The following is an 18,707-nucleotide window of genomic DNA, read 5'->3' as shown; positions in this document are numbered from 1 at the left end:
TAGTAAACACAGTGAACTACCGAACTGGGGCAAAGTGGTCGTTCTCACCCCGTGAGGAGCCCCGGGCCCCGCTCCGTAGACTGTGTTCGTGAGCGACAAGGCCGACCCGAACCCGTACACCCTCCGCCCCGCCGACGCCGGCACCGGCGACGCCCTGCGCGACGTCGAGGCGGAACTCTCCGAGCGCTGGCCGGAGAACAAGCTGGAGCCCTCGCTCGACCGGATCGAGGCCCTGATGGACATCCTGGGCCAGCCCCAGCGGTCCTTCCCCTCCATCCACGTCACCGGGACCAACGGCAAGACCTCCACCGCCCGGATGATCGAGCAGCTGCTCGGCGTCTTCGAGCTGCGCACCGGCCGCTACACCAGCCCGCACGTGGAGAGCGTCACCGAGCGGATCACCCTGGACGGCGCCCCGATCACCCCCGAGCGGTTCGTCGAGGTCTACCGCGACATCGAGCCCTACGTGCGGATGGTCGACGAGCGCGAGCCGGTCGCGATGTCCTTCTTCGAGGTGCTCACCGGCATGGCCTACGCGGCCTTCGCCGACGCCCCGGTGGACGTCGCCGTGGTCGAGGTCGGCATGGGCGGCTCCTGGGACGCCACCAACGTCATCGACGCCGCCGTCGCCGTGATCACCCCGATCGGCCTGGACCACACCGACAAGCTGGGGGAGACCACCGGCGAGATCGCCGTCGAGAAGTCCGGGATCATCAAGCCCGGCTCGGTCGCCGTCGTCGCCCAGCAGCAGCTCGACGCCGCCCAGACCATCCTGCGCCGCGCCGTCGAGGTCGACGCCACGGTCGCCCGCGAGGGCATGGAGTTCGGCGTCATCCGCCGCGAACTCGCCGTCGGCGGCCAGCTGGTGACCCTGCGCGGACTGGGCGGCGAGGAGTACGAGGACGTCTTCCTGCCGCTGCACGGCGAGTACCAGGCGCACAACGCCGCCCTCGCGCTGGCCGCCGTCGAGGCGTTCTTCGGCGTCGGCGGCGCCCGCGGCGGGCAGCTCGACGCCGACAAGGTCCGCCAGGCGTTCTCCGGCGTCACCTCCCCGGGCCGGCTGGAGGTCGTCCGGCGCAGCCCCACCATCGTCCTGGACGCCGCCCACAACCCGCACGGCGCCCGGGCCACCGTCGCCGCGCTCACCGAGTCCTTCGGCTTCACCCGGCTGGTCGGCGTCATCGGCACCAGCGGCGACAAGGACGTGTCCGGCCTGCTGGAGGCCTTCGAGCCGGTCCTCGCCGAGGTCGTCGTCACCCGCAACTCCACCCACCGCGCGATGGACGTGGACGAGCTGGCCGCGCTCGCGGTCGAGATCTTCGGCGAGGAGCGCGTCCAGGTCGAGCCCCGGCTCGACGACGCCATCGCCGCCGCCGTCACCCTCGCCGAGGAGGAGGGCGACCTCGGCGGTGCCGGGGTGCTGGTCACCGGTTCGGTCATCACGGTGGGCGAGGCCCGCCTGCTGCTCGGGAGGAAGTGACGATGAGGACGCTCTGCTCCTCGACACTGATCGGCGAGGCCCTCGTGGTGCTCTTCGCGGCGCTGGTCGCGATGCAGCTCTCCGACGTGTCCACCGCCGCGCTGTGGACGGTCAGCGGCATCGCGATGGCGCTGTGCGTGCTGCTCTGCGGCATGATCACCCGCCCCGGCGCGGTCGCCGTCGGCTGGGTTCTGCAGCTCGCGCTGATCGCCAGCGGCTTCGTCGTGCCGACCATGTTCGCGCTCGGCCTGGTCTTCGCCGGCCTGTGGTGGTGCTCGGTGCACTACGGCCGCAGGATCGACGAGATCAAGGCCGCCCGGGCCGCCGCCGCGACCGCCTGAGACGGCCCCGGACCGGGTCCGGGGCCTTTGCTCACGCAAGGTAGCCTCTGCGGTAGTCGCACGGCGCACGCGGACCCGCGTGTGCGCGCCGCACCCGATTTCCCAGGAGACGCCCCGTGTCCCAGCGCACTCTCGTCCTGCTCAAGCCCGACGCCGTCAAGCGCGGCCTGGCCGGCGAGATCATCAGCCGCATCGAGCGCAAGGCCGGCTGGCGGCTCGCCGCCGTCGAGCTGCGCACCTTCGACCGGGCGACGCTGGAGCAGCACTACGCGGAGCACGTGGGCCGCCCGTTCTACGAGCCGCTGCTGGAGTTCATGACCTCCGGCCCGTCCATCGCCCTGATCGTCGAGGGCGAGGAGGTCATCGCCGGCATCCGCATGCTGGCCGGCGCCACCAACCCGCTGGAGGCCGGGGCCGGCACCATCCGCGGCGACTACGCGACGATCACCCGCGAGAACCTGATCCACGCCTCCGACTCGGTCGGGTCCGCCGAGCGCGAGATCAAGATCTTCTTCCCCGCGCACGTCTGATCCGACCGGGCGCGACGGCCACCAGGGACCTTCGGAAGGCCCCGGTCGGGACCATTGGCCCGGCCGGGGCATTCTTATCGGGAAATAGGGAACCAGGCCCTCCGACACGGCGTCCCAATGCCCGGAGAAGCGATCACGCCCCGGACAATGGACGGTATGCCCCACGTCGACGTCCGTGCCGACCGGCGTGACTACGATGGACGCGACTCAAGGGCCCGGTAAGGCAGCTCAGCTGGTCGCCGCCCATCCGTGGGCGCGCACACCGTCCACCCCACATGACTCCGAGCCCGGGAAAGGCACCCCACCCCATGGCGAGCAACCTGTCGTTCATCGGCCGCGACTTGGCGATCGACCTCGGAACTGCCAACACGCTGGTGTACGTCAGGGGCAAGGGCATCGTCCTCAACGAGCCGTCGGTGGTCGCGGTCAACACCAACACCGGGGGCATCCTCGCGGTGGGCTCCGAGGCCAAGAAGATGATCGGCCGCACCCCCGGCAACATCGTCGCCATCCGCCCGCTCAAGGACGGCGTGATCGCCGACTTCGAGATCACCGAGCGGATGCTGCGCTACTTCATCCTCAAGGTGCACCGCCGCCGCTTCCTCGCCCGCCCCCGGGTCGTCGTCTGCGTCCCCTCCGGCATCACCGGCGTCGAGCGCCGCGCCGTCATCGAGGCCTCCCTCCAGGCCGGCTGCCGCCAGGTGCACATCATCGAGGAGCCGATGGCCGCCGCCATCGGCGCCGGGCTGCCCGTCCACGAGCCCACCGGCAACATGGTCGTCGACATCGGCGGCGGCACCACCGAGGTCGCCGTCATCTCCCTCGGCGGCATCGTCACCGCCCAGTCCATCCGGGTCGCCGGCGACGAGTTGGACAACGCCATCGTCCAGCACATCAAGAAGGAGTACTCGCTGCTCCTCGGCGAGCGCAGCGCCGAACAGATCAAGATGAGCATCGGCTCCGCCTTCGGCCTGGAGGGGGAGAAGGACGAGCACGCCGAGATCCGCGGCCGCGACCTGGTCAGCGGCCTGCCCAAGACCGTCGTCATCTCCGCCGCCGAGGTCCGTGAGGCCATCGACGAGCCGGTCAACTCGATCATCGACGCGGTCAAGACCACCCTCGACCAGTGCCCGCCCGAGCTGGCCGGCGACGTCATGGACCGGGGCATCGTGCTCACCGGCGGCGGCGCCCTGCTGCGCGGACTGGACGAGCGGCTGCGCCGGGAGACCGGCATGCCGATCCACATCGCGGAGAACCCGCTGGACTCCGTCGCGCTCGGCTCCGGCAAGTGCGTCGAGGAGTTCGAGGCGCTCCAGCAGGTACTCGACGCCGCGCCGCGCCGTTAGCAGAACCGACACACCAGCCGAACAGACGGGCCCCCGCCCGGGTCCACACCCCGGGGAGGAGGCCAGGGGTACGAAGGGGCAGTACCAGCACCGTGAGGGACACACGAGAGAGCCGGCTGCTGCTCATCCTGCTGGTGGCGGTCGCCTTCGCACTGATCACCGTGGACATCAAGGGCGGTGAGAGCTCCCCGCTCGGCGGCGCCCGGCGCGCCGCCGCCACCGTCCTCGGCCCGGTCGAACGCGCCGCCGCCAGCGCCGTCGACCCGGTCGCCGACACGGTGCGCGCCTTCCGCGACGCCGCCTCCGACAGCGGCCGCACCGACCAGCTCGCCCGCGAGAACACCGAGCTGCGCCAGAAGCTCGCCTCCTCCGACATGGCCGGCGGGCGCACCAAGCAGCTCGACGACCTGCTGCGCACCGCGGGCGCCGGCGGCTACACCGTCAAGGCCGCGCAGACCATCGCGATCGGCCCGGCCCAGGGCTTCTCCTGGACCATCACCATCGACGCCGGCAGCGACGACGGCCTCACCCGCGACATGACCGTCATCAACGGCCAGGGCCTGGTCGGCCGGATCACCACCGTCGCCCCGACCACCGCCACCGTGCTGCTCGCCTCCGACCCCGGCTTCACCGCCGGCACCCGGCTGGAGGGCACCGGCGAGATCGGCTTCGCCGCCGGCGGCGGCACCAGCGCCATGAAGGTCTCGCTGCTCAACGGCAAGGCCCAGGTCAAGGAGGGCGACCGGCTGGTCACCTTCGGCTCCCAGAGCGGCCGCCCGTTCGTCCCCGGCGTCCCGGTCGGCAAGGTCGTCGAGGTCGAGGCCAACCCCGGACAGCTCACCAAGACCGTCCTGGTCGAGCCCTTCGTCCAGTTCACCCGGCTCGACCTGGTCGGCGTGGTCGTCGTCCCGCCGCGCACCGACCCGCGCGACGCCGTCCTGCCGCCCGCCCCCGCGCCGGCCGCCCAGGGCCAGGCCGCCCCCGCGGCGCCGGCCGCGCCGGCCGCCCCCGCCGTCCCGGCCGCCGTCCCGCCCGCCAAGCCCACTGGGGGGAACTGAGCCATGCGCCTCGCCCGCATCCCCGTCTCCGCCGTGCTGATCCTGCTCGGCCTGCTGCTGCAGGTCAGCGTCTTCGGCCGGCTGCAACTGCCCGGAGCCACCCCCGACATACTGCTGCTCGTGGTCGTCGGCCTCGCCCTGGTCTACGGCCCGACCGGCGGCTGCCTGGTCGGCTTCGCGGCCGGCCTGCTCGCCGACCTCGCCCCGCCCTCCGACCACGCCATCGGCCGCTACGCGCTGGTGCTCTGCCTGATGGGCTACGCCGCCGGGCTGCTGCGCCCCGAGCACGGCCGCCAGCGCTCGGTCTCCAGCGCGCTGCTGGTGGTGGGCGCCGCCGCGATCGCCTCCACCCTGCTGTACGCGATGGTCGGCGCGCTGGTCGGCGACACCGCCGCCCGGCACGTCGGGCTCGGTCAGCTGGTGCTGACCGCCCTGCTCTACGACCTGCTGCTCGCCCCCTTCGTGGTACCCGCCGTGATGGTGGTCGCCCGCCGCTTCGGCAAGGACCCGCTGGCCGTCGCCGACGACGACGAGGGCGGCCCCGGCCTCGGCACCCTGGCCCGCTACCGCACCACCCGCGACGCCGGCACCGGCCCGGCCTACAAGAAGAAGCGCCTGCTCGGCGCGGTCAAGCGCCCGTAGCCCCCGGCCCCGGCCGAAGCGACCAGCCCGCCCGCCCTGTTCTGTTTTGGAGCGCACGAGACGTGAGCAACATCCCCGAGACCGGCCGTACCCGGCGGGTGACGATCCGTCTGGTGGTGCTGCAGATCCTGGTGCTCTCGCTGCTCGCCACCCTCGGCGGACGGCTGTGGTACCTGCAGATCCGCAACGCCAGCGTCTACACCGCCAAGGCGACCGGCAACCACATCCGCGAGGTCGTCGAACCGGCCGTGCGCGGTGAGATCCTGGACGCCTCCGGACGCATCCTCGCCGGCAACGAGACCAAGCTGGTCGTCTCGGTCAGCCGCACCTCGCTGCTCCAGCAGAAGGACGGCGGCAAGGAGGTGCTGGGCCGGCTCGCCGAGGTGCTCGGCATGCCGGCCAAGGACGTCCAGGAGAAGGTCCGGCTCTGCGACGCCAAGACGCCGCAGCCCTGCTGGAACGGCTCGCCCTACCAGCCGATCCCGGTCACCAAGGAGGCGACCACCCAGCAGGCGATGCAGATAATGGAGCGCCGCGAGGACTTCCCCGGCGTCACCGCCCAGCCCACCGCCGTGCGGCACTACACCGGCGCCGAGGGCGCCAACCTCGCCCAGGTGCTCGGCTACCTCTCGCCGGTCACCGACGAGGAGGTCTCCAAGACCGCCGACAAGGGGGGCCTGGACCGCTACCTGCCGGCCGACCAGATCGGCCGCGCCGGGCTGGAGTCCGTCTACGACCGCGACCTGCGCGGCACCGCCGGCGTCACCAAGCTGGAGGTCGACAACCTCGGACGGGTCATCGGCACCGCCGACGAGGCCGCCCCGCAGACCGGCAACAACCTGGTGACCAGCATCGACGCCCGGGTGCAGAAGGTCGTCGAGGACAACCTGGCGCAGGCGATGGCCGACGCCCGCAAGACCTGGGACAAGAACACCCAGCGCAACTACGAGGCGGACTCGGGCGCCGCGGTCGTGATGGACGTGCACACCGGGCAGATCGTCGCGATGGCCAGTGCCCCGACCTACGACCCCAACCTGTGGCAGGGCGGCATCTCCGGCAAGGACTACCAGGGACTGACCAGCAAGGACTCCAACTTCCCGCTGCTGAACCGGGCCATACAGGGCCAGTCCGCCCCCGGCTCCACCTTCAAGGTGGTCTCCACCGCCGCCGCCGCGCAGGCCGGCTACGCGCTCAACGGCAACTACCCCTGCCCGAGCAGCCTGACCATCGGCGGGCGCGAGTTCAAGAACTTCGAGAGCCAGGGCCACGGCTCCATCACCCTGGCCCGGGCCCTGGAGGTCTCCTGCGACACCGTCTTCTACGGCCTCGCCTACGACCAGTGGACCGCCGACGGCGGCATCAAGCCGAAGAAGGACGCCGGCGACTGGTTCTACAAGACCGCCCACCAGTTCGGCCTCGGCGCCAAGACCGGCATCGACCTGCCCTCCGAGGCCACCGGCCGGGTACCGGACCGCCAGTGGAAGCAGTCCTTCTACGACGCCAACAAGGACGCCTGGTGCCGCCAGGCCGAGAAGGGCGGCAAGGAGTACGCGGACCTCATCGCCAAGGAGAACTGCGTCGACGGCTACGTGCTGCGCGCCGGTGACGCCGTCAACTACGCGATCGGCCAGGGCGACACCCTGGTCACCCCGCTGCAGATGGCGCGGATCTACGCGGCGCTCGCCAACGGGGGAACGCTCTGGCGGCCGACCGTCGCCAAGGCGGTGATAAGCCCGAGCGGCGAACTGGTCCGCGAGATCGCCCCGCACGAGGACGGCAAGCTGCCGACCGACGCCAAGACGCTGCAGTACATCGACGAGGCGACCAAGGGCGTCGTCTCCACCGGTACCGCCGCCTGGAAGTTCACCGGCGCCGGCTGGCCGCAGGACAAGATCGAGCTGCACGCCAAGACCGGCACCGCCGAGGTCGAGGGCAAGCAGACCACCTCGTACCTGACCACCTACAGCCGCGACTACGCGGTCGTGATGACGATAAGCCAGGGCGGCACCGGCTCCGGCGGCTCCGGCGACGCGATCCGGCGCATCTACCAGGCGCTGTACGGCGTCGACGACAAGGGCACCATCGACCAGGGCAAGGCGCTGCTGCCCACGCCGCAGACCGAGCTGCCGAAGTTCAACCCGGACGGCACCGCGATCATCAAGCCGGCTTCGTTCGCCGACGCCGGTGCGGTCGCCGGCGCCGCCGACGGCGCGGCCCTGGGCGACCCCGGTGCGGGCTTCGGCCCGGCGCGGGTCTTCCTGGACCCGGCGCAGCCCGACGGCCCCGCCCCGGTGCTCGTGATGGCCGGGGCCGCCGTCGAACCCAACCGCTCCACCGGAAGGGGCCGGGCATGACCTCCTACGGCTCGTACCGCCAGCTGCGCCTCGCGCCGCAGCGCGGCGGGGTGCCCAAGGCGCTGGCCAAGGACTCGCCGCTGTGGCGGATCGACTGGATACTGCTGCTGGCCGCGGCCGTCCTCTCGCTGGGCAGCTCGCTGCTGGTCTGGTCGGCGACCCGGGGCCGGGACACGCTCACCCACGGCGACCCGCAGTACTTCCTGTTCCGGCACCTGACCAACGTCCTGATCGGGGCGGTGCTGTGCGCGGTGGTGATAGCGATAGGGAGCCGGCGGTTCCGGACGGTCGTGCCGTTCCTGTACGCCGGCGTGATCGTGCTGCTGCTGGCCACGCTGAGCCCGCTCGGCTCGACCATCAACGGCCAGCACTCCTGGATCCAGCTGGGCGGCGGCTTCTCGGTGCAGCCGGCCGAGTTCGCCAAGGTGGCGATCGTGCTGTCGATGGCGGTCGTGCTGTCCGACCAGGTGGACGCGGGGGAGCGGGAGTTCCCGGCGAACAAGGCGGTGTTCCGGGCGCTGATCTGGGCGACGCTGCCGATGGCCATCGTGATGCTGATGCCGGACGCCGGCTCGGTGATGGTGATGGCCGTCATCGTGCTGGGCATCCTGCTGGCCTCCGGCGCGGCCAACCGCTGGGTGTTCGGGCTGATCCTGGCCGGCGTCGGCGGCTGCGTGGCGATCTGGAAGCTCGGGGTGCTGAGCAAGTACCAGATCGACCGCTTCGCGGCCTTCGCCAACCCGGCGCTCGACCCGTCCGGCGTCGGCTACAACACCGCCCAGGCCCGGATCGCGATCGGCTCCGGCGGGCTGACCGGCAAGGGCCTGTTCCACGGGACGCAGACCACCGGGCAGTTCGTGCCGGAGCAGCAGACCGACTTCGTGTTCACGGTGGCCGGCGAGGAACTGGGCTTCCTCGGCGCGATGGCGATCATCGTGCTGCTCGGCGTGGTGCTGTGGCGGGCCTGCCGGATCGCCCGCCACGCCACCGACCTGTACGGCACCATCGTGGCGGCCGGGGTGGTCGCCTGGTTCGCCTTCCAGGGTTTCGAGAACATAGGGATGTGCCTGGGCATCATGCCGGTGGCCGGCATCCCGCTGCCGTTCGTCTCCTACGGAGGCTCGTCGATGTTCTCGACCTGGGCGGCGATCGGGTTGTTGCAGGCGGTGCAGAGCCAGCGGCCGATAGCGGCCTGAGCCCGCGAGGAGGGCCGGTCCGGGGTTTTCACCCGGGCCGGCCCTTTTCTCGTTCGTGTCCGTTCCGCGGATTCGCTTCCGCGGATTCGCTCAGACGGGGGGCAGCAGGAGGTCGGCGGCGGCGAACACCGCCCGGGTCTGGTGGGCGACCTGGGTCTCCACCGGCACCCAGCGGGCGCCCAGCCGGTGCAGGCCCTCCAGGCTCGCCCCGACGATCCCCCGGGCGCGCGCCCGGGCCGCGTCCGCCGCCGGGCCGCCGCAGTCCGCGAGCAGCCGCAGCAGCATCGAGGCGATCCGCAGCGGTACCCGCTCGGCGGCGATCCGCGCGGCCGTCACCCGGGACACCGTGAGCGGCGCCGACGACCAGTGGGCGAGCCAGTCGTCCACCACCGGCCGGCAGACCGCCAGGTTGAACTCGACGGCGCGCAGCAGCGGCCCGTACGCCACCCCGGCGTGCGGCGGCACCAGCGGCAGCAGCGTGGTCAGCTCGGCGACCCGGCCGCCCAGCCGGTCGGCGCAGGCCCCGACGGCGGCGCGCACGTCCGGCGCCGGGCGGGCGTCGCCGACCGCGTCGATCGCCCACATCGGCACCTCCAGCACCGCCGTGGTGCCGCCGTAGCGGCCCGCGTACGACCAGGTGGACAGCTCGGGGCGGTCCGGCAGCGGCTGGCGGCGGCGCCCCGGCGCGGGCATCACATAGCTGCCGGGGGCCGGGCTGTCCCAGCCGACCGCGTCGTAGGAGTCGACGTCCAGCGGGATGCCGCCGCGCGCCACCGAGCGGGCGAAGCGGTCGGCCAGGGCCGGCAGCGGCCGGGTGAGCTGCACGAACGCGCCGCCGAAGTCCACGCCGTGCAGCGAGCACTGGAGCACCGGGCGCAGCTCGTCGATCAGCCCGGTGAGCACCCGGCTCTCCGGCATCGGCGCCAGCGGGCCGTCCGGGTGCGGCAGCAGTTCCGGCTGCTCGTGGAAGGCCGGCCGGAAGAAGTGCTCGTAGTGCCGGGAGGCGGTCAGCGGGCCGTGCAGCCAGCCCTCGTTGAGCGCGGCGCCGTCCGGGTCCAGGCAGAGCAGGACGTGCCAGCCGACCCCCGGGCGGGGCGGCAGCTCCAGCACCCGCTCGGCCAGCCGGACGGCCGCGGCCACGCCGACCGGCTCGTTGGGGTGCGGCCCGCCGACGGCCAGGACCGTGTGCTCCCCGTCGTCCACCGAGAGCAGGACCAGCGGGCGCCCCGCCCGGGAGCGGCCCACCTCGCGGACCCGGCAGCGCCCGGGGTGGCGGCGGGCCAGCCGGTGGGCGGCGGCGATCGCGCGCGCCACCGCCGGATAGGTCCCGGTGTCCTGCCGCGGGGCTTCGATCCGGCGCGTCCGCCGGCCCGTGTCGGTCATGGCTCTCCTGTCCTCGGGGCGGGCGGGGCGGCGCGGCCGGGGGCCTCGGCCGGGGGAGGGTGCGGGGGTCGCGCCGGGCCCTCCCGGCGCGGCCGGTGCGCGCGCGGCCGACTCCCTGTCCCGGGGACGCACTGGACCTTCCGGTGGAGCCTTGCCAGTACCGCACGCGGCCTCGGAGCGTGTCAACAGTCGTCGGGCACCCGCGGTGGGGCCGCGGTGGGCCCGTGGTGGGACGCCGGTGGGGCCGCGTTCACGTGCGGGATCCGCCGCCCCGGGCGGGCCGCGCCGGGCGCGTGGCGGCCCCGTGCCGGAGCTCGGCCGGCCGCGGGCCACGGCGGTTCGGCTACCCTTGAGGGTCACCCCTCCCAGCCGTCGCCCCCGCCAAGTGCGCGGCGGTCCCGAACGTCGTAAGGGTTCCTAGTACACATGACTGTCGAATCGGTCTTCCCACGCCTGGAGGCCCTCCTCCCGCACGTCCAGAAGCCGATCCAGTACGTCGGCGGCGAGCTGAACTCGACCGTCAAGGACTGGGACGCCTGCGACGTCCGCTGGGCGCTGATGTACCCCGACGCCTACGAGGTGGGCCTGCCCAACCAGGGCGTCATGATCCTCTACGAGGTGCTCAACGAGCAGGAGGGCGTCCTGGCCGAGCGCACCTACAGCGTCTGGCCGGACCTCGAGGCGCTGATGCGCGAGCACGGCGTCCCCCAGTTCACCGTGGACGCCCACCGCCCGGTGCGCGCCTTCGACGTGTTCGGGCTCTCCTTCTCCACCGAACTCGGCTACACCAACATGCTGGCCGCGCTCGACCTGGCCGGCATCCCGCTGGCCGCCCGCGACCGCACCGACGAGGACCCGGTCGTGCTGGCCGGCGGCCACGCCGCGTTCAACCCCGAGCCGATCGCGGACTTCATCGACTGCGCGGTGATCGGCGACGGCGAGCAGGCCGTGCTCGACATCACCAGGATCGTCCGGGAGTGGAAGGCCGAGGGGCGCCCCGGCGGCCGCGACGAACTGCTGCTGCGGCTGGCCCGCACCGGCGGCGTCTACGTGCCGAAGTTCTACGACGTCGAGTACCTGGCCGACGGCCGGATCGGGCGCGTGGTGCCGAACGCCCCCGGCGTGCCGTGGCGGGTCTCCAAGCACACCGTGATGGACCTCGACGAGTGGCCCTACCCGAAGCAGCCGCTCGTCCCGCTCGCCGAGACCGTCCACGAGCGGATGTCCGTCGAGATCTTCCGCGGCTGCACCCGCGGCTGCCGCTTCTGCCAGGCCGGCATGATCACGCGCCCCGTGCGGGAGCGAAGCATCACCGGCATCGGCGAGATGGTCGAGCGCGGGCTCAAGGCGACCGGCTTCGAGGAGGTCGGCCTGCTGTCGCTGTCCTCCGCGGACCACACCGAGATCGGCGACGTCGCCAAGGGCCTGGCCGACCGCTACGCCGACGACAAGATCGGCCTGTCGCTGCCGTCCACCCGCGTCGACGCCTTCAACATCGACCTCGCCAACGAGCTCAGCCGCAACGGCCGCCGCTCCGGCCTCACCTTCGCCCCCGAGGGCGGCAGTGAGCGCATGCGCAAGGTGATCAACAAGATGGTGTCGGAGGAGGACCTCATCCGCACCGTCGCCACCGCCTACGGCAACGGTTGGCGCCAGGTGAAGCTGTACTTCATGTGCGGCCTGCCCACCGAGACCGACGAGGACGTGCTCCAGATCGGCGAGATGGCCAAGAACGTCATCCAGAAGGGCCGCGAGGTCACCGGCCAGAACGACATCCGCTGCACCGTCTCCATCGGCGGGTTCGTGCCCAAGCCGCACACCCCGTTCCAGTGGGCCCCGCAGCTGTCCGCCGAGGCCACCGACGCCCGCCTGGCCAAGCTGCGCGACTCGATCCGCGGCGACCGCAAGTACGGCAAGAACATCGGCTACCGCTACCACGACGGCAAGCCCGGCATCGTCGAGGGCCTGCTCTCCCGCGGCGACCGCCGGATCGGCGCGGTCATCCGCGCGGTCTACGAGGACGGCGGCCGCTTCGACGGCTGGCGCGAGCACTTCTCCTACGACCGCTGGATGGCCTCCGCCGAGAAGGGCCTGTCCGGCACCGGCGTCGACGTCGACTGGTACACCACCCGCGAGCGCGGCTACGAGGAGGTCCTGCCCTGGGACCACCTGGACAGCGGCCTCGACAAGGACTGGCTGTGGGAGGACTGGCAGGACGCCCTTGAGGAGGTCGAGGTCGACGACTGCCGCTGGACCCCGTGCTTCGACTGCGGCGTCTGCCCCCAGATGGACACCCACATCCAGATCGGCCCCACCGGCAAGAAGCTCCTCCCGCTCACCGTGGTGAACAAGTAGTCAGATGGAATGAATCGCCCTCGCCGGGCTCCCGGCGGGGGCGATTCGCGTCCCCGGTCGCGCCGGCCCCGGGTCGGCGCGGTGGGGGGCGCCGGCCTGGTTACGAGGAGTGAGACCGGCGGGACACGGGGTGAGGCCCCGAAGGGCGGTCCGGGGGCGTGGCGTGCGCCCGGGGGCGGGGGCGGGGCGAGGGGTGGGCCGGGGCGCGTACCCTTTGAGGTGACAGCGTCCGGACAGTGGCGGGAAAACGCCTCCACTGCGGACGGGGAAAAACTGACGAAGGACTGAGCGACCCTGGCACGCCGTACGCCCGACGGTCCGCCGCCCGCGCCGACGGTGCAGCGGATCCGTCTCCGCTACACCAAGCGCGGCCGGCTCCGCTTCACCAGCCACCGCGACTTCCAGCGCGCCTTCGAGCGCGCCCTGCGCCGGTCGGCGGTGCCGATGGCCTACTCGGCCGGCTTCACCCCGCACCCCAAGGTGTCCTACGCCAACGCCGCGCCGACCGGTGTGGCCAGCGAGGCGGAGTACCTGGAGATCGGGCTCGCCGCCCCCCGTGACCCCGAGGAGTTGCGCGTCCTGCTGGACGAGTCGCTGCCCGGGGGCCTCGACGTGATCGATGCGGTCGAGGTGCGCACGTCCAACTTCGTGGAGCGCCTGGAGGCCTCCGAGTGGCGGGTGCGGCTCGACGGGGTCGAGCCGCAGGAGGCGGACCGCGCGGCCGCGGCGTTCCTCGCCGAGGAGCGGGTCGAGGTCGAACGCCTCACCAAGAACGGCGTCCGGGTCTTCGACGCGCGCGGCGCGGTGGCGGCTCTCGAAGTCCTCCCGCCGCAGGTCGACGGCGGTGCGGACACGGCGGGCGAAGAGGCCCGCGATGTTCGGACCGGGCGTCCCTGTGCGATACTGCGCCTGGTAGTACGACACGCCACACCCGCCGTACGACCCGACGACGTGTTGTCCGGTCTCCGTGCGACGGCCGACCTGGCGCCGCCGGTCCCCGCAGAGGTGACCAGGCTGGCGCAGGGGCCGCTCGACGAGGGGACCGGCACGGTGACCGACCCGTTGGCGCTCGACCGCGCCGCGGCCCCGGCCGGCCCTGTGGCCACCGGCGAGCCGCGCGCAACCGCGTCCGCCTAGCGGGCGGAGGCCGGGTCCAGTTCCCCACTGGGCCCGCTGGTCCTCCAGGCCCCCGCGGCTCCCCAGGGGAGCGAGCGTCGTCGAAGCACAGGCCGGCCTCTTGCGGCCCGCCGACCCCGACGGTCGGTGGGCCCGAGGACCCCGTCCGGGAGCCACCCGGGGTTGGGGGACGGCGCAGCTTGGGAAAACCTCAGAAGACTGGTCAGACCAGAAGACTTTCGACACCCCGCCGAGCGCGGGGCGCCGAGCGAGACTACGAGCCCCTGTGCGGCCTCGCGTCCGCGCGGCGGCACCGTGAAAGGGTCCGGCCCGAGCATCGTCGTGATGCCGGCCGGCCACCGGTGCCGCGCCGTGCCCGGATGCGGAGCCCGGGGGCCTGACGGGAGATCCACCCGCATGCTCGAGAACACCGATCCGCAGCAGTCTGCGGCAACGGAACACAACGACACCGCCGCCACCGGCGGGGAGGGCGCCTCCGCCGCGCCGCCGCGCCGGCGCCGCCGCGCGGTCTCCCGCCCGGCCGGAGCGCCGCAGGGCGCGGCCGCGGAGAGCGCCGAGACGGTCATCGCGGCCGAGGAGCCGGCGCCGGTCGCGGCCGAGCCCGAGCCCGCCGCCGAGCCGGTGGCGGAGAAGCCGGTGCGCGCCCGCCGCACCCGCAAGCGCGCCGAGGCGCCCGCCGGTGCGCCCGAGGCCACCGCCATCGTGGTCACCGCGCCGGAGGCCGGCGAGACCGCGGCCGAGAAGGCCGAGAAGGCGGAGAAGGCGGAGAAGCCCGTGCGGGCCCGCCGGACCCGCAAGAAGGCCGAGGCGGCGCCGGCCGAGGAGCCGGTGCAGGCCGTCACCGCCGAGCCCGAGCCCGAGCCCGTGGCCGCCCCGGCGGCCGTCGAGGCGCCCGCCGAGGAGGCGCCGGCCGTCCCGGCGCGCCGTACCCGCCGCCGCCGGGTGGTCGAGGCCGCCCCGGTGGTCGAGCCCGCCCCCGCCGTCGAGGAGCCGGTGGCCGAGGAGCCCGAGGCCGAGGAGACCCCGGCCGAGGAGCCGGTCGTCGAGCCCGCCCCCGCCGTCGAGCAGCCCGCCCCTGCGCCGGCCGCCGAGGCCGAGCCGCCGCAGCGGGTGCGCCGCCGCGCGGTCCGCCCGTCCACCGCCATCTTCCAGGCGCCGGTCTTCCAGGAGCCCGCCCCCTACGTCGCCCCCGCCGCTCAGGCCGCTCCGGCGGCGCAGGCCGCCCCGCAGCCGGCCGCCGTCGAGGCGCCCGCCGCGCCGGCCGAGCGCGAGGAGTCGGAGGACGAGTTCGAGTACAGCGGCGTCGGCCGCCGCCGCCGCGTCCGCACCTCGGTGCGGGTGCAGACCCCGGCCCGCCAGAGGCCCGCCGCCGAGAAGCCCGCCGCTGCCAAGTCCGCGGCTGCCAAGTCCGCGGCCGCCAAGCCCGCGGTCGCCAAGCCCGTCGTCGAGGAGCCGGCCGCCGAGGCGCCCGCCGTCGTCGAGGCCCCCGCCACCGGCCCCGAGGCCGAGGACGAGTGGGAGGACGGTCGCCCCTCGCGCCGCCGCCGCCGCGGTGGCCGCCGCCGTCGTCGCGGTGAGGCCGAGGACGCCGAGGCCGAGGCGCCCGAGACCGAGCAGCCCGCCGCCGGGGAGCCCGTTGCGGACGCCGACGAGGAGGACGAGGACGACGACCTGGCCGCCGGCCTGTCCTCGTCGCGCCGTCGTCGCCGCCGTCGCCGCCGCAGCGGTGAGGCCGGCGCCGTCGAGACCGCCGAGACCACCGAGGACGGCGTCCGCACGGTGGTGAAGGTGCGCGAGCCGCGCCGCCGCTCCACCGAGCCGTCGTTCGACCCGGACGAGGTGCAGTCCATCAAGGGCTCCACCCGCCTGGAGGCCAAGAAGCAGCGCCGCCGCGAGGGCCGCGAGCTGGGCCGCCGCCGGGTGCCGATCATCACCGAGGCGGAGTTCCTGGCCCGCCGCGAGTCGGTCGAGCGCGTCATGGTGGTGCGCCAGAACGGCCAGCGGACCCAGATCGGCGTCCTTGAGGACGGCGTGCTCGTCGAGCACTACGTCAACAAGGAGCAGGCCACCTCGTACGTCGGCAACGTCTACCTGGGCAAGGTCCAGAACGTGCTGCCGTCGATGGAGGCCGCCTTCGTCGACATCGGCAAGGGCCGCAACGCGGTGCTGTACGCCGGCGAGGTCAACTTCGGCGCGCTCGGCGGCCACGGCGGCCCGCGCCGGATCGAGTCCGTGCTGAAGTCCGGCCAGTCCGTGCTGGTGCAGGTCTCCAAGGACCCGATCGGCCACAAGGGCGCCCGCCTGACCAGCCAGATCTCGCTGCCCGGCCGCTACCTGGTCTACGTGCCCGAGGGCTCGATGACCGGCATCTCCCGCAAGCTGCCGGAGAACGAGCGCGCCCGCCTGAAGCAGATCCTCAAGAAGATCGTCCCGGACGACGCGGGCGTCATCGTGCGCACCGCCGCCGAGGGCGCCTCCGAGGAGGAGCTGACCCGCGACGTCCAGCGGCTGCAGCAGCAGTGGGAGGACATCCAGAAGAAGGCCGCGTCCGGCAACGCCCCCGCGCTGCTGTACGGCGAGCCGGACATGACCGTCCGGGTCGTCCGCGACATCTTCAACGAGGACTTCACCAAGGTCATCGTCTCCGGCAACGAGGCGTGGAACACCATCCACGACTACGTCTCCAACGTGGCCCCGGACCTCGCCGGGCGGCTCCAGCGGTGGACCTCCGAGGTGGACGTGTTCGCCACCTACCGGATCGACGAGCAGCTGATGAAGGCGCTGGACCGCAAGGTCTGGCTGCCCAGCGGCGGCTCGCTGGTGATCGACCGCACCGAGGCGATGGTCGTCATCGACGTCAACACCGGGAAGTTCGTCGGCCAGGGCGGCAACCTGGAGGAGACGGTCACCCGGAACAACATCGAGGCGGCCGAGGAGATCGTGCGCCAGCTGCGGCTGCGCGACCTCGGCGGCATCATCGTGATCGACTTCATCGACATGGTCCTGGAGTCCAACCGCGACCTGGTGCTGCGCCGTCTGCTGGAGTGCCTGGGCCGCGACCGCACCAAGCACCAGGTGGCCGAGGTCACCTCGCTGGGCCTGGTGCAGATGACCCGCAAGCGGGTCGGCCAGGGGCTGCTGGAGTCCTTCTCCGAGTCCTGCGTGCACTGCAACGGCCGCGGTGTGATCGTCCACATGGAGCAGCCGAGCACCCATGTGCACGCCGGTGGCACCGCCGCCGTCGAGGCGGGCTCGGGTGGCGGCAAGCGCCGTCGCCGGGGCAAGGGCGGCGCGGCCCACGAGGAGCCGCAGGCCATTGAGGCCGCCCAGGCCGTGGAGTCCGTCGAGCCGGTGGAGACCGTCGAGGCGCCGGTCCGCGAGGAGATCGAGGGCCAGTTGGCGATCGAGGTGCCGGGCGCCGGGCAGGCGCCGGCCGAGGCCGCCGCCGAGCCGGTCGTGGCCGAGGCCGCGGTCGTCGAGGCGCCCGCCGCGCCGGCCCCCGCCACCACGGCCGCCGGGCGGCCCCGCCGCCGGGCCGTGCGCAAGGCCACGGCCCCGGCCGGTGCGCCGGGCGAGGCGGAGATCGTGGTGCTCCAGGCCAAGGCCGAGGCGGCGCTGGAGTCGGCCCTCGCGGCCGTCAGCCCGGCCGCGGAGGCCCCGGCTGCGGAGGCTCCGGCCGAGGCGGTCGTGGTCGAGGCGGTGGCCGAGCCGGCCGCCGTCGAGGCCGAGGCCGTCACCGAGCCGGCCGCCGAGGTCCCCGAGGCCGCCGCCGAGCCGGCCGCGGCCGAGGAGCCCGCCGAGGAGGCGCCGGCGCCGAAGAAGCGGGCGGCCCGCAAGACCGCCGCCAAGAAGACCACCGCCGCCAAGAAGACGACGACGGCGGCGAAGAAGACCACCGCCCGCAAGACCGCCACCAAGCGGACGAGCGCGGCGGCCAAGAAGGCGGCGGCCGCCGAGGGTGATACGGCGGCCGAGTAGTGCCCCGGCCCGGGGCGGACACCCTCCGCCCCGGGCCAGTACGGGCCGGTTTGCCCCCGCGGCGGCCGGTCCGTATTCTTGACCACTGGCGTGTCTGCGCCATGCTCCCGAGCACATCACCTCCCGGTCCTCGCAAGAGGCCCATGGGAGAGGTCCCCTGTGTCCGTACCCAGGTGGCTGGCATCAGGAGCTCCGACCGAGTTGGGAAAGTAGGTACCGCATGTACGCGATCGTTCGCGCCGGCGGCCGCCAGCACAAGGTCGCCGTCGGCGACGTGCTGGAGATCGACCGTATCGAGGCCAAGCCGGGTGACTCGGTGGAGCTCTCCACCATCCTGGTGGTCGACGGCGAGGCCGTCACCTCCGACCCGTGGGTGCTGGCCGGCGTCAAGGCCCACGCCGAGGTCGTCGACCAGACCAAGGGTGACAAGATCGTCATCCTGCGTTACAAGAACAAGACGGGCTACCGCCGTCGCCAGGGCCACCGCCAGCAGCACACCGCGGTGCGCATCACCAGCATCGACTCGGTCAAGTAAGGGGATAGCCAGATGGCACACAAGAAGGGCGCAAGCTCTACCCGCAACGGCCGTGACTCGAACGCCCAGCGCCTCGGCGTGAAGCGCTTCGGCGGCCAGGTCGTCTCCGCCGGCGAGATCCTCGTCCGCCAGCGCGGCACCCACTTCCACCCGGGTGCCGGTGTCGGTCGCGGTGGCGACGACACCCTGTTCGCGCTGACCGCCGGTGCCGTGCAGTTCGGCACCCGCCGCGGCCGCAAGGTCGTCAACGTCGTGGCCGTCGAGGCCTGAGTCACACCTGACTCACACTGAAGGGTGGGCCGGAATGTTCCGGTCCACCCTTCGCGCTTTACTGCAGGCAGAACAATTTCCTTTCGTATCGGAGGCACTTCC

14 protein-coding genes are annotated in these 18,707 nt (G+C 73.1%); 13 read left to right on the top strand and 1 reads right to left on the bottom strand.

What is annotated here, in order from left to right; all coding sequences use genetic code 11:
- Nucleotides 1-88: 88 nt before the first annotated feature.
- The 8 genes from ACFZBX_RS32725 (at nucleotide 89) to rodA (ending at nucleotide 8,947) form a co-directional block, all read left to right on the top strand.
- Nucleotides 89-1,480: a bifunctional folylpolyglutamate synthase/dihydrofolate synthase gene (locus ACFZBX_RS32725; protein WP_391537424.1), complete on the top strand. Its 1,392-nt coding sequence runs from the start codon at nucleotides 89-91 to the stop codon at nucleotides 1,478-1,480.
- 2 nt (nucleotides 1,481-1,482) lie between these two features.
- Nucleotides 1,483-1,821, top strand: coding sequence for a DUF4233 domain-containing protein (locus ACFZBX_RS32720; protein ID WP_391537423.1), 339 nt, complete (start codon nucleotides 1,483-1,485; stop codon nucleotides 1,819-1,821).
- Nucleotides 1,822-1,937: 116 nt separating this feature from the next.
- Complete coding sequence (gene ndk, locus ACFZBX_RS32715; RefSeq protein WP_391537422.1) at nucleotides 1,938-2,351, top strand: nucleoside-diphosphate kinase; 414 nt, start codon at nucleotides 1,938-1,940, stop codon at nucleotides 2,349-2,351.
- A gap of 320 nt (nucleotides 2,352-2,671) precedes the next feature.
- Nucleotides 2,672-3,697 (top strand): rod shape-determining protein, encoded by a 1,026-nt coding sequence (locus tag ACFZBX_RS32710; RefSeq protein ID WP_030309693.1) that lies wholly within the window; start codon nucleotides 2,672-2,674, stop codon nucleotides 3,695-3,697.
- 92 nt (nucleotides 3,698-3,789) lie between these two features.
- On the top strand, nucleotides 3,790-4,755 hold the full coding sequence (gene mreC / locus ACFZBX_RS32705; protein ID WP_391537421.1) for a rod shape-determining protein MreC: 966 nt from the start codon (nucleotides 3,790-3,792) through the stop codon (nucleotides 4,753-4,755).
- Between the two features lie 3 nt (nucleotides 4,756-4,758).
- Entirely contained in the window at nucleotides 4,759-5,397 is a 639-nt protein-coding gene (gene mreD, locus ACFZBX_RS32700; protein ID WP_391537420.1) for a rod shape-determining protein MreD, read from the top strand.
- Between the two features lie 62 nt (nucleotides 5,398-5,459).
- Nucleotides 5,460-7,751 (top strand): penicillin-binding protein 2, encoded by a 2,292-nt coding sequence (mrdA, locus tag ACFZBX_RS32695; protein ID WP_391537419.1) that lies wholly within the window; start codon nucleotides 5,460-5,462, stop codon nucleotides 7,749-7,751.
- The gene (gene rodA / locus ACFZBX_RS32690; protein WP_391537418.1) at nucleotides 7,748-8,947 is read left to right on the top strand and encodes a rod shape-determining protein RodA; all 1,200 of its coding nucleotides are present in this window, start codon (nucleotides 7,748-7,750) and stop codon (nucleotides 8,945-8,947) included. The genes mrdA and rodA overlap by 4 nt, the downstream gene beginning before the upstream one ends.
- Nucleotides 8,948-9,037: 90 nt before the next feature.
- On the opposite strand, the gene ACFZBX_RS32685 is transcribed toward rodA, so the two are convergent.
- Nucleotides 9,038-10,330: a M14 family zinc carboxypeptidase gene (locus ACFZBX_RS32685; protein ID WP_391537417.1), complete on the bottom strand. Its 1,293-nt coding sequence runs from the start codon at nucleotides 10,328-10,330 to the stop codon at nucleotides 9,038-9,040.
- 426 nt (nucleotides 10,331-10,756) lie between these two features.
- Here ACFZBX_RS32685 and ACFZBX_RS32680 point away from each other — a divergent pair, with 426 nt between their 5' ends.
- The 5 genes from ACFZBX_RS32680 (at nucleotide 10,757) to rpmA (ending at nucleotide 18,605) form a co-directional block, all read left to right on the top strand.
- Nucleotides 10,757-12,685, top strand: coding sequence for a TIGR03960 family B12-binding radical SAM protein (locus tag ACFZBX_RS32680; RefSeq protein ID WP_391537416.1), 1,929 nt, complete (start codon nucleotides 10,757-10,759; stop codon nucleotides 12,683-12,685).
- Between the two features lie 336 nt (nucleotides 12,686-13,021).
- Complete coding sequence (locus ACFZBX_RS32675; RefSeq protein ID WP_391537415.1) at nucleotides 13,022-13,822, top strand: TIGR03936 family radical SAM-associated protein; 801 nt, start codon at nucleotides 13,022-13,024, stop codon at nucleotides 13,820-13,822.
- A gap of 396 nt (nucleotides 13,823-14,218) precedes the next feature.
- Complete coding sequence (locus tag ACFZBX_RS32670; RefSeq protein WP_391537414.1) at nucleotides 14,219-17,800, top strand: ribonuclease E/G; 3,582 nt, start codon at nucleotides 14,219-14,221, stop codon at nucleotides 17,798-17,800.
- A 220-nt stretch (nucleotides 17,801-18,020) separates the two neighbouring features.
- Nucleotides 18,021-18,335 carry a 50S ribosomal protein L21 gene (rplU, locus tag ACFZBX_RS32665; protein WP_030309710.1) on the top strand — a complete coding sequence of 105 codons (315 nt, stop codon included), beginning with the start codon at nucleotides 18,021-18,023 and terminating at the stop codon, nucleotides 18,333-18,335.
- Between the two features lie 12 nt (nucleotides 18,336-18,347).
- Nucleotides 18,348-18,605 (top strand): 50S ribosomal protein L27, encoded by a 258-nt coding sequence (gene rpmA / locus ACFZBX_RS32660; protein ID WP_344342406.1) that lies wholly within the window; start codon nucleotides 18,348-18,350, stop codon nucleotides 18,603-18,605.
- Nucleotides 18,606-18,707: the final 102 nt, after the last annotated feature.

The sequence above is a fragment of the Kitasatospora sp. NPDC008115 genome (assembly GCF_042957205.1).
Classification (GTDB): domain Bacteria; phylum Actinomycetota; class Actinomycetes; order Streptomycetales; family Streptomycetaceae; genus Kitasatospora.
Note: the sequence above shows the minus strand (reverse complement) of the source record. Positions and strands in the feature narration are given on the sequence as shown.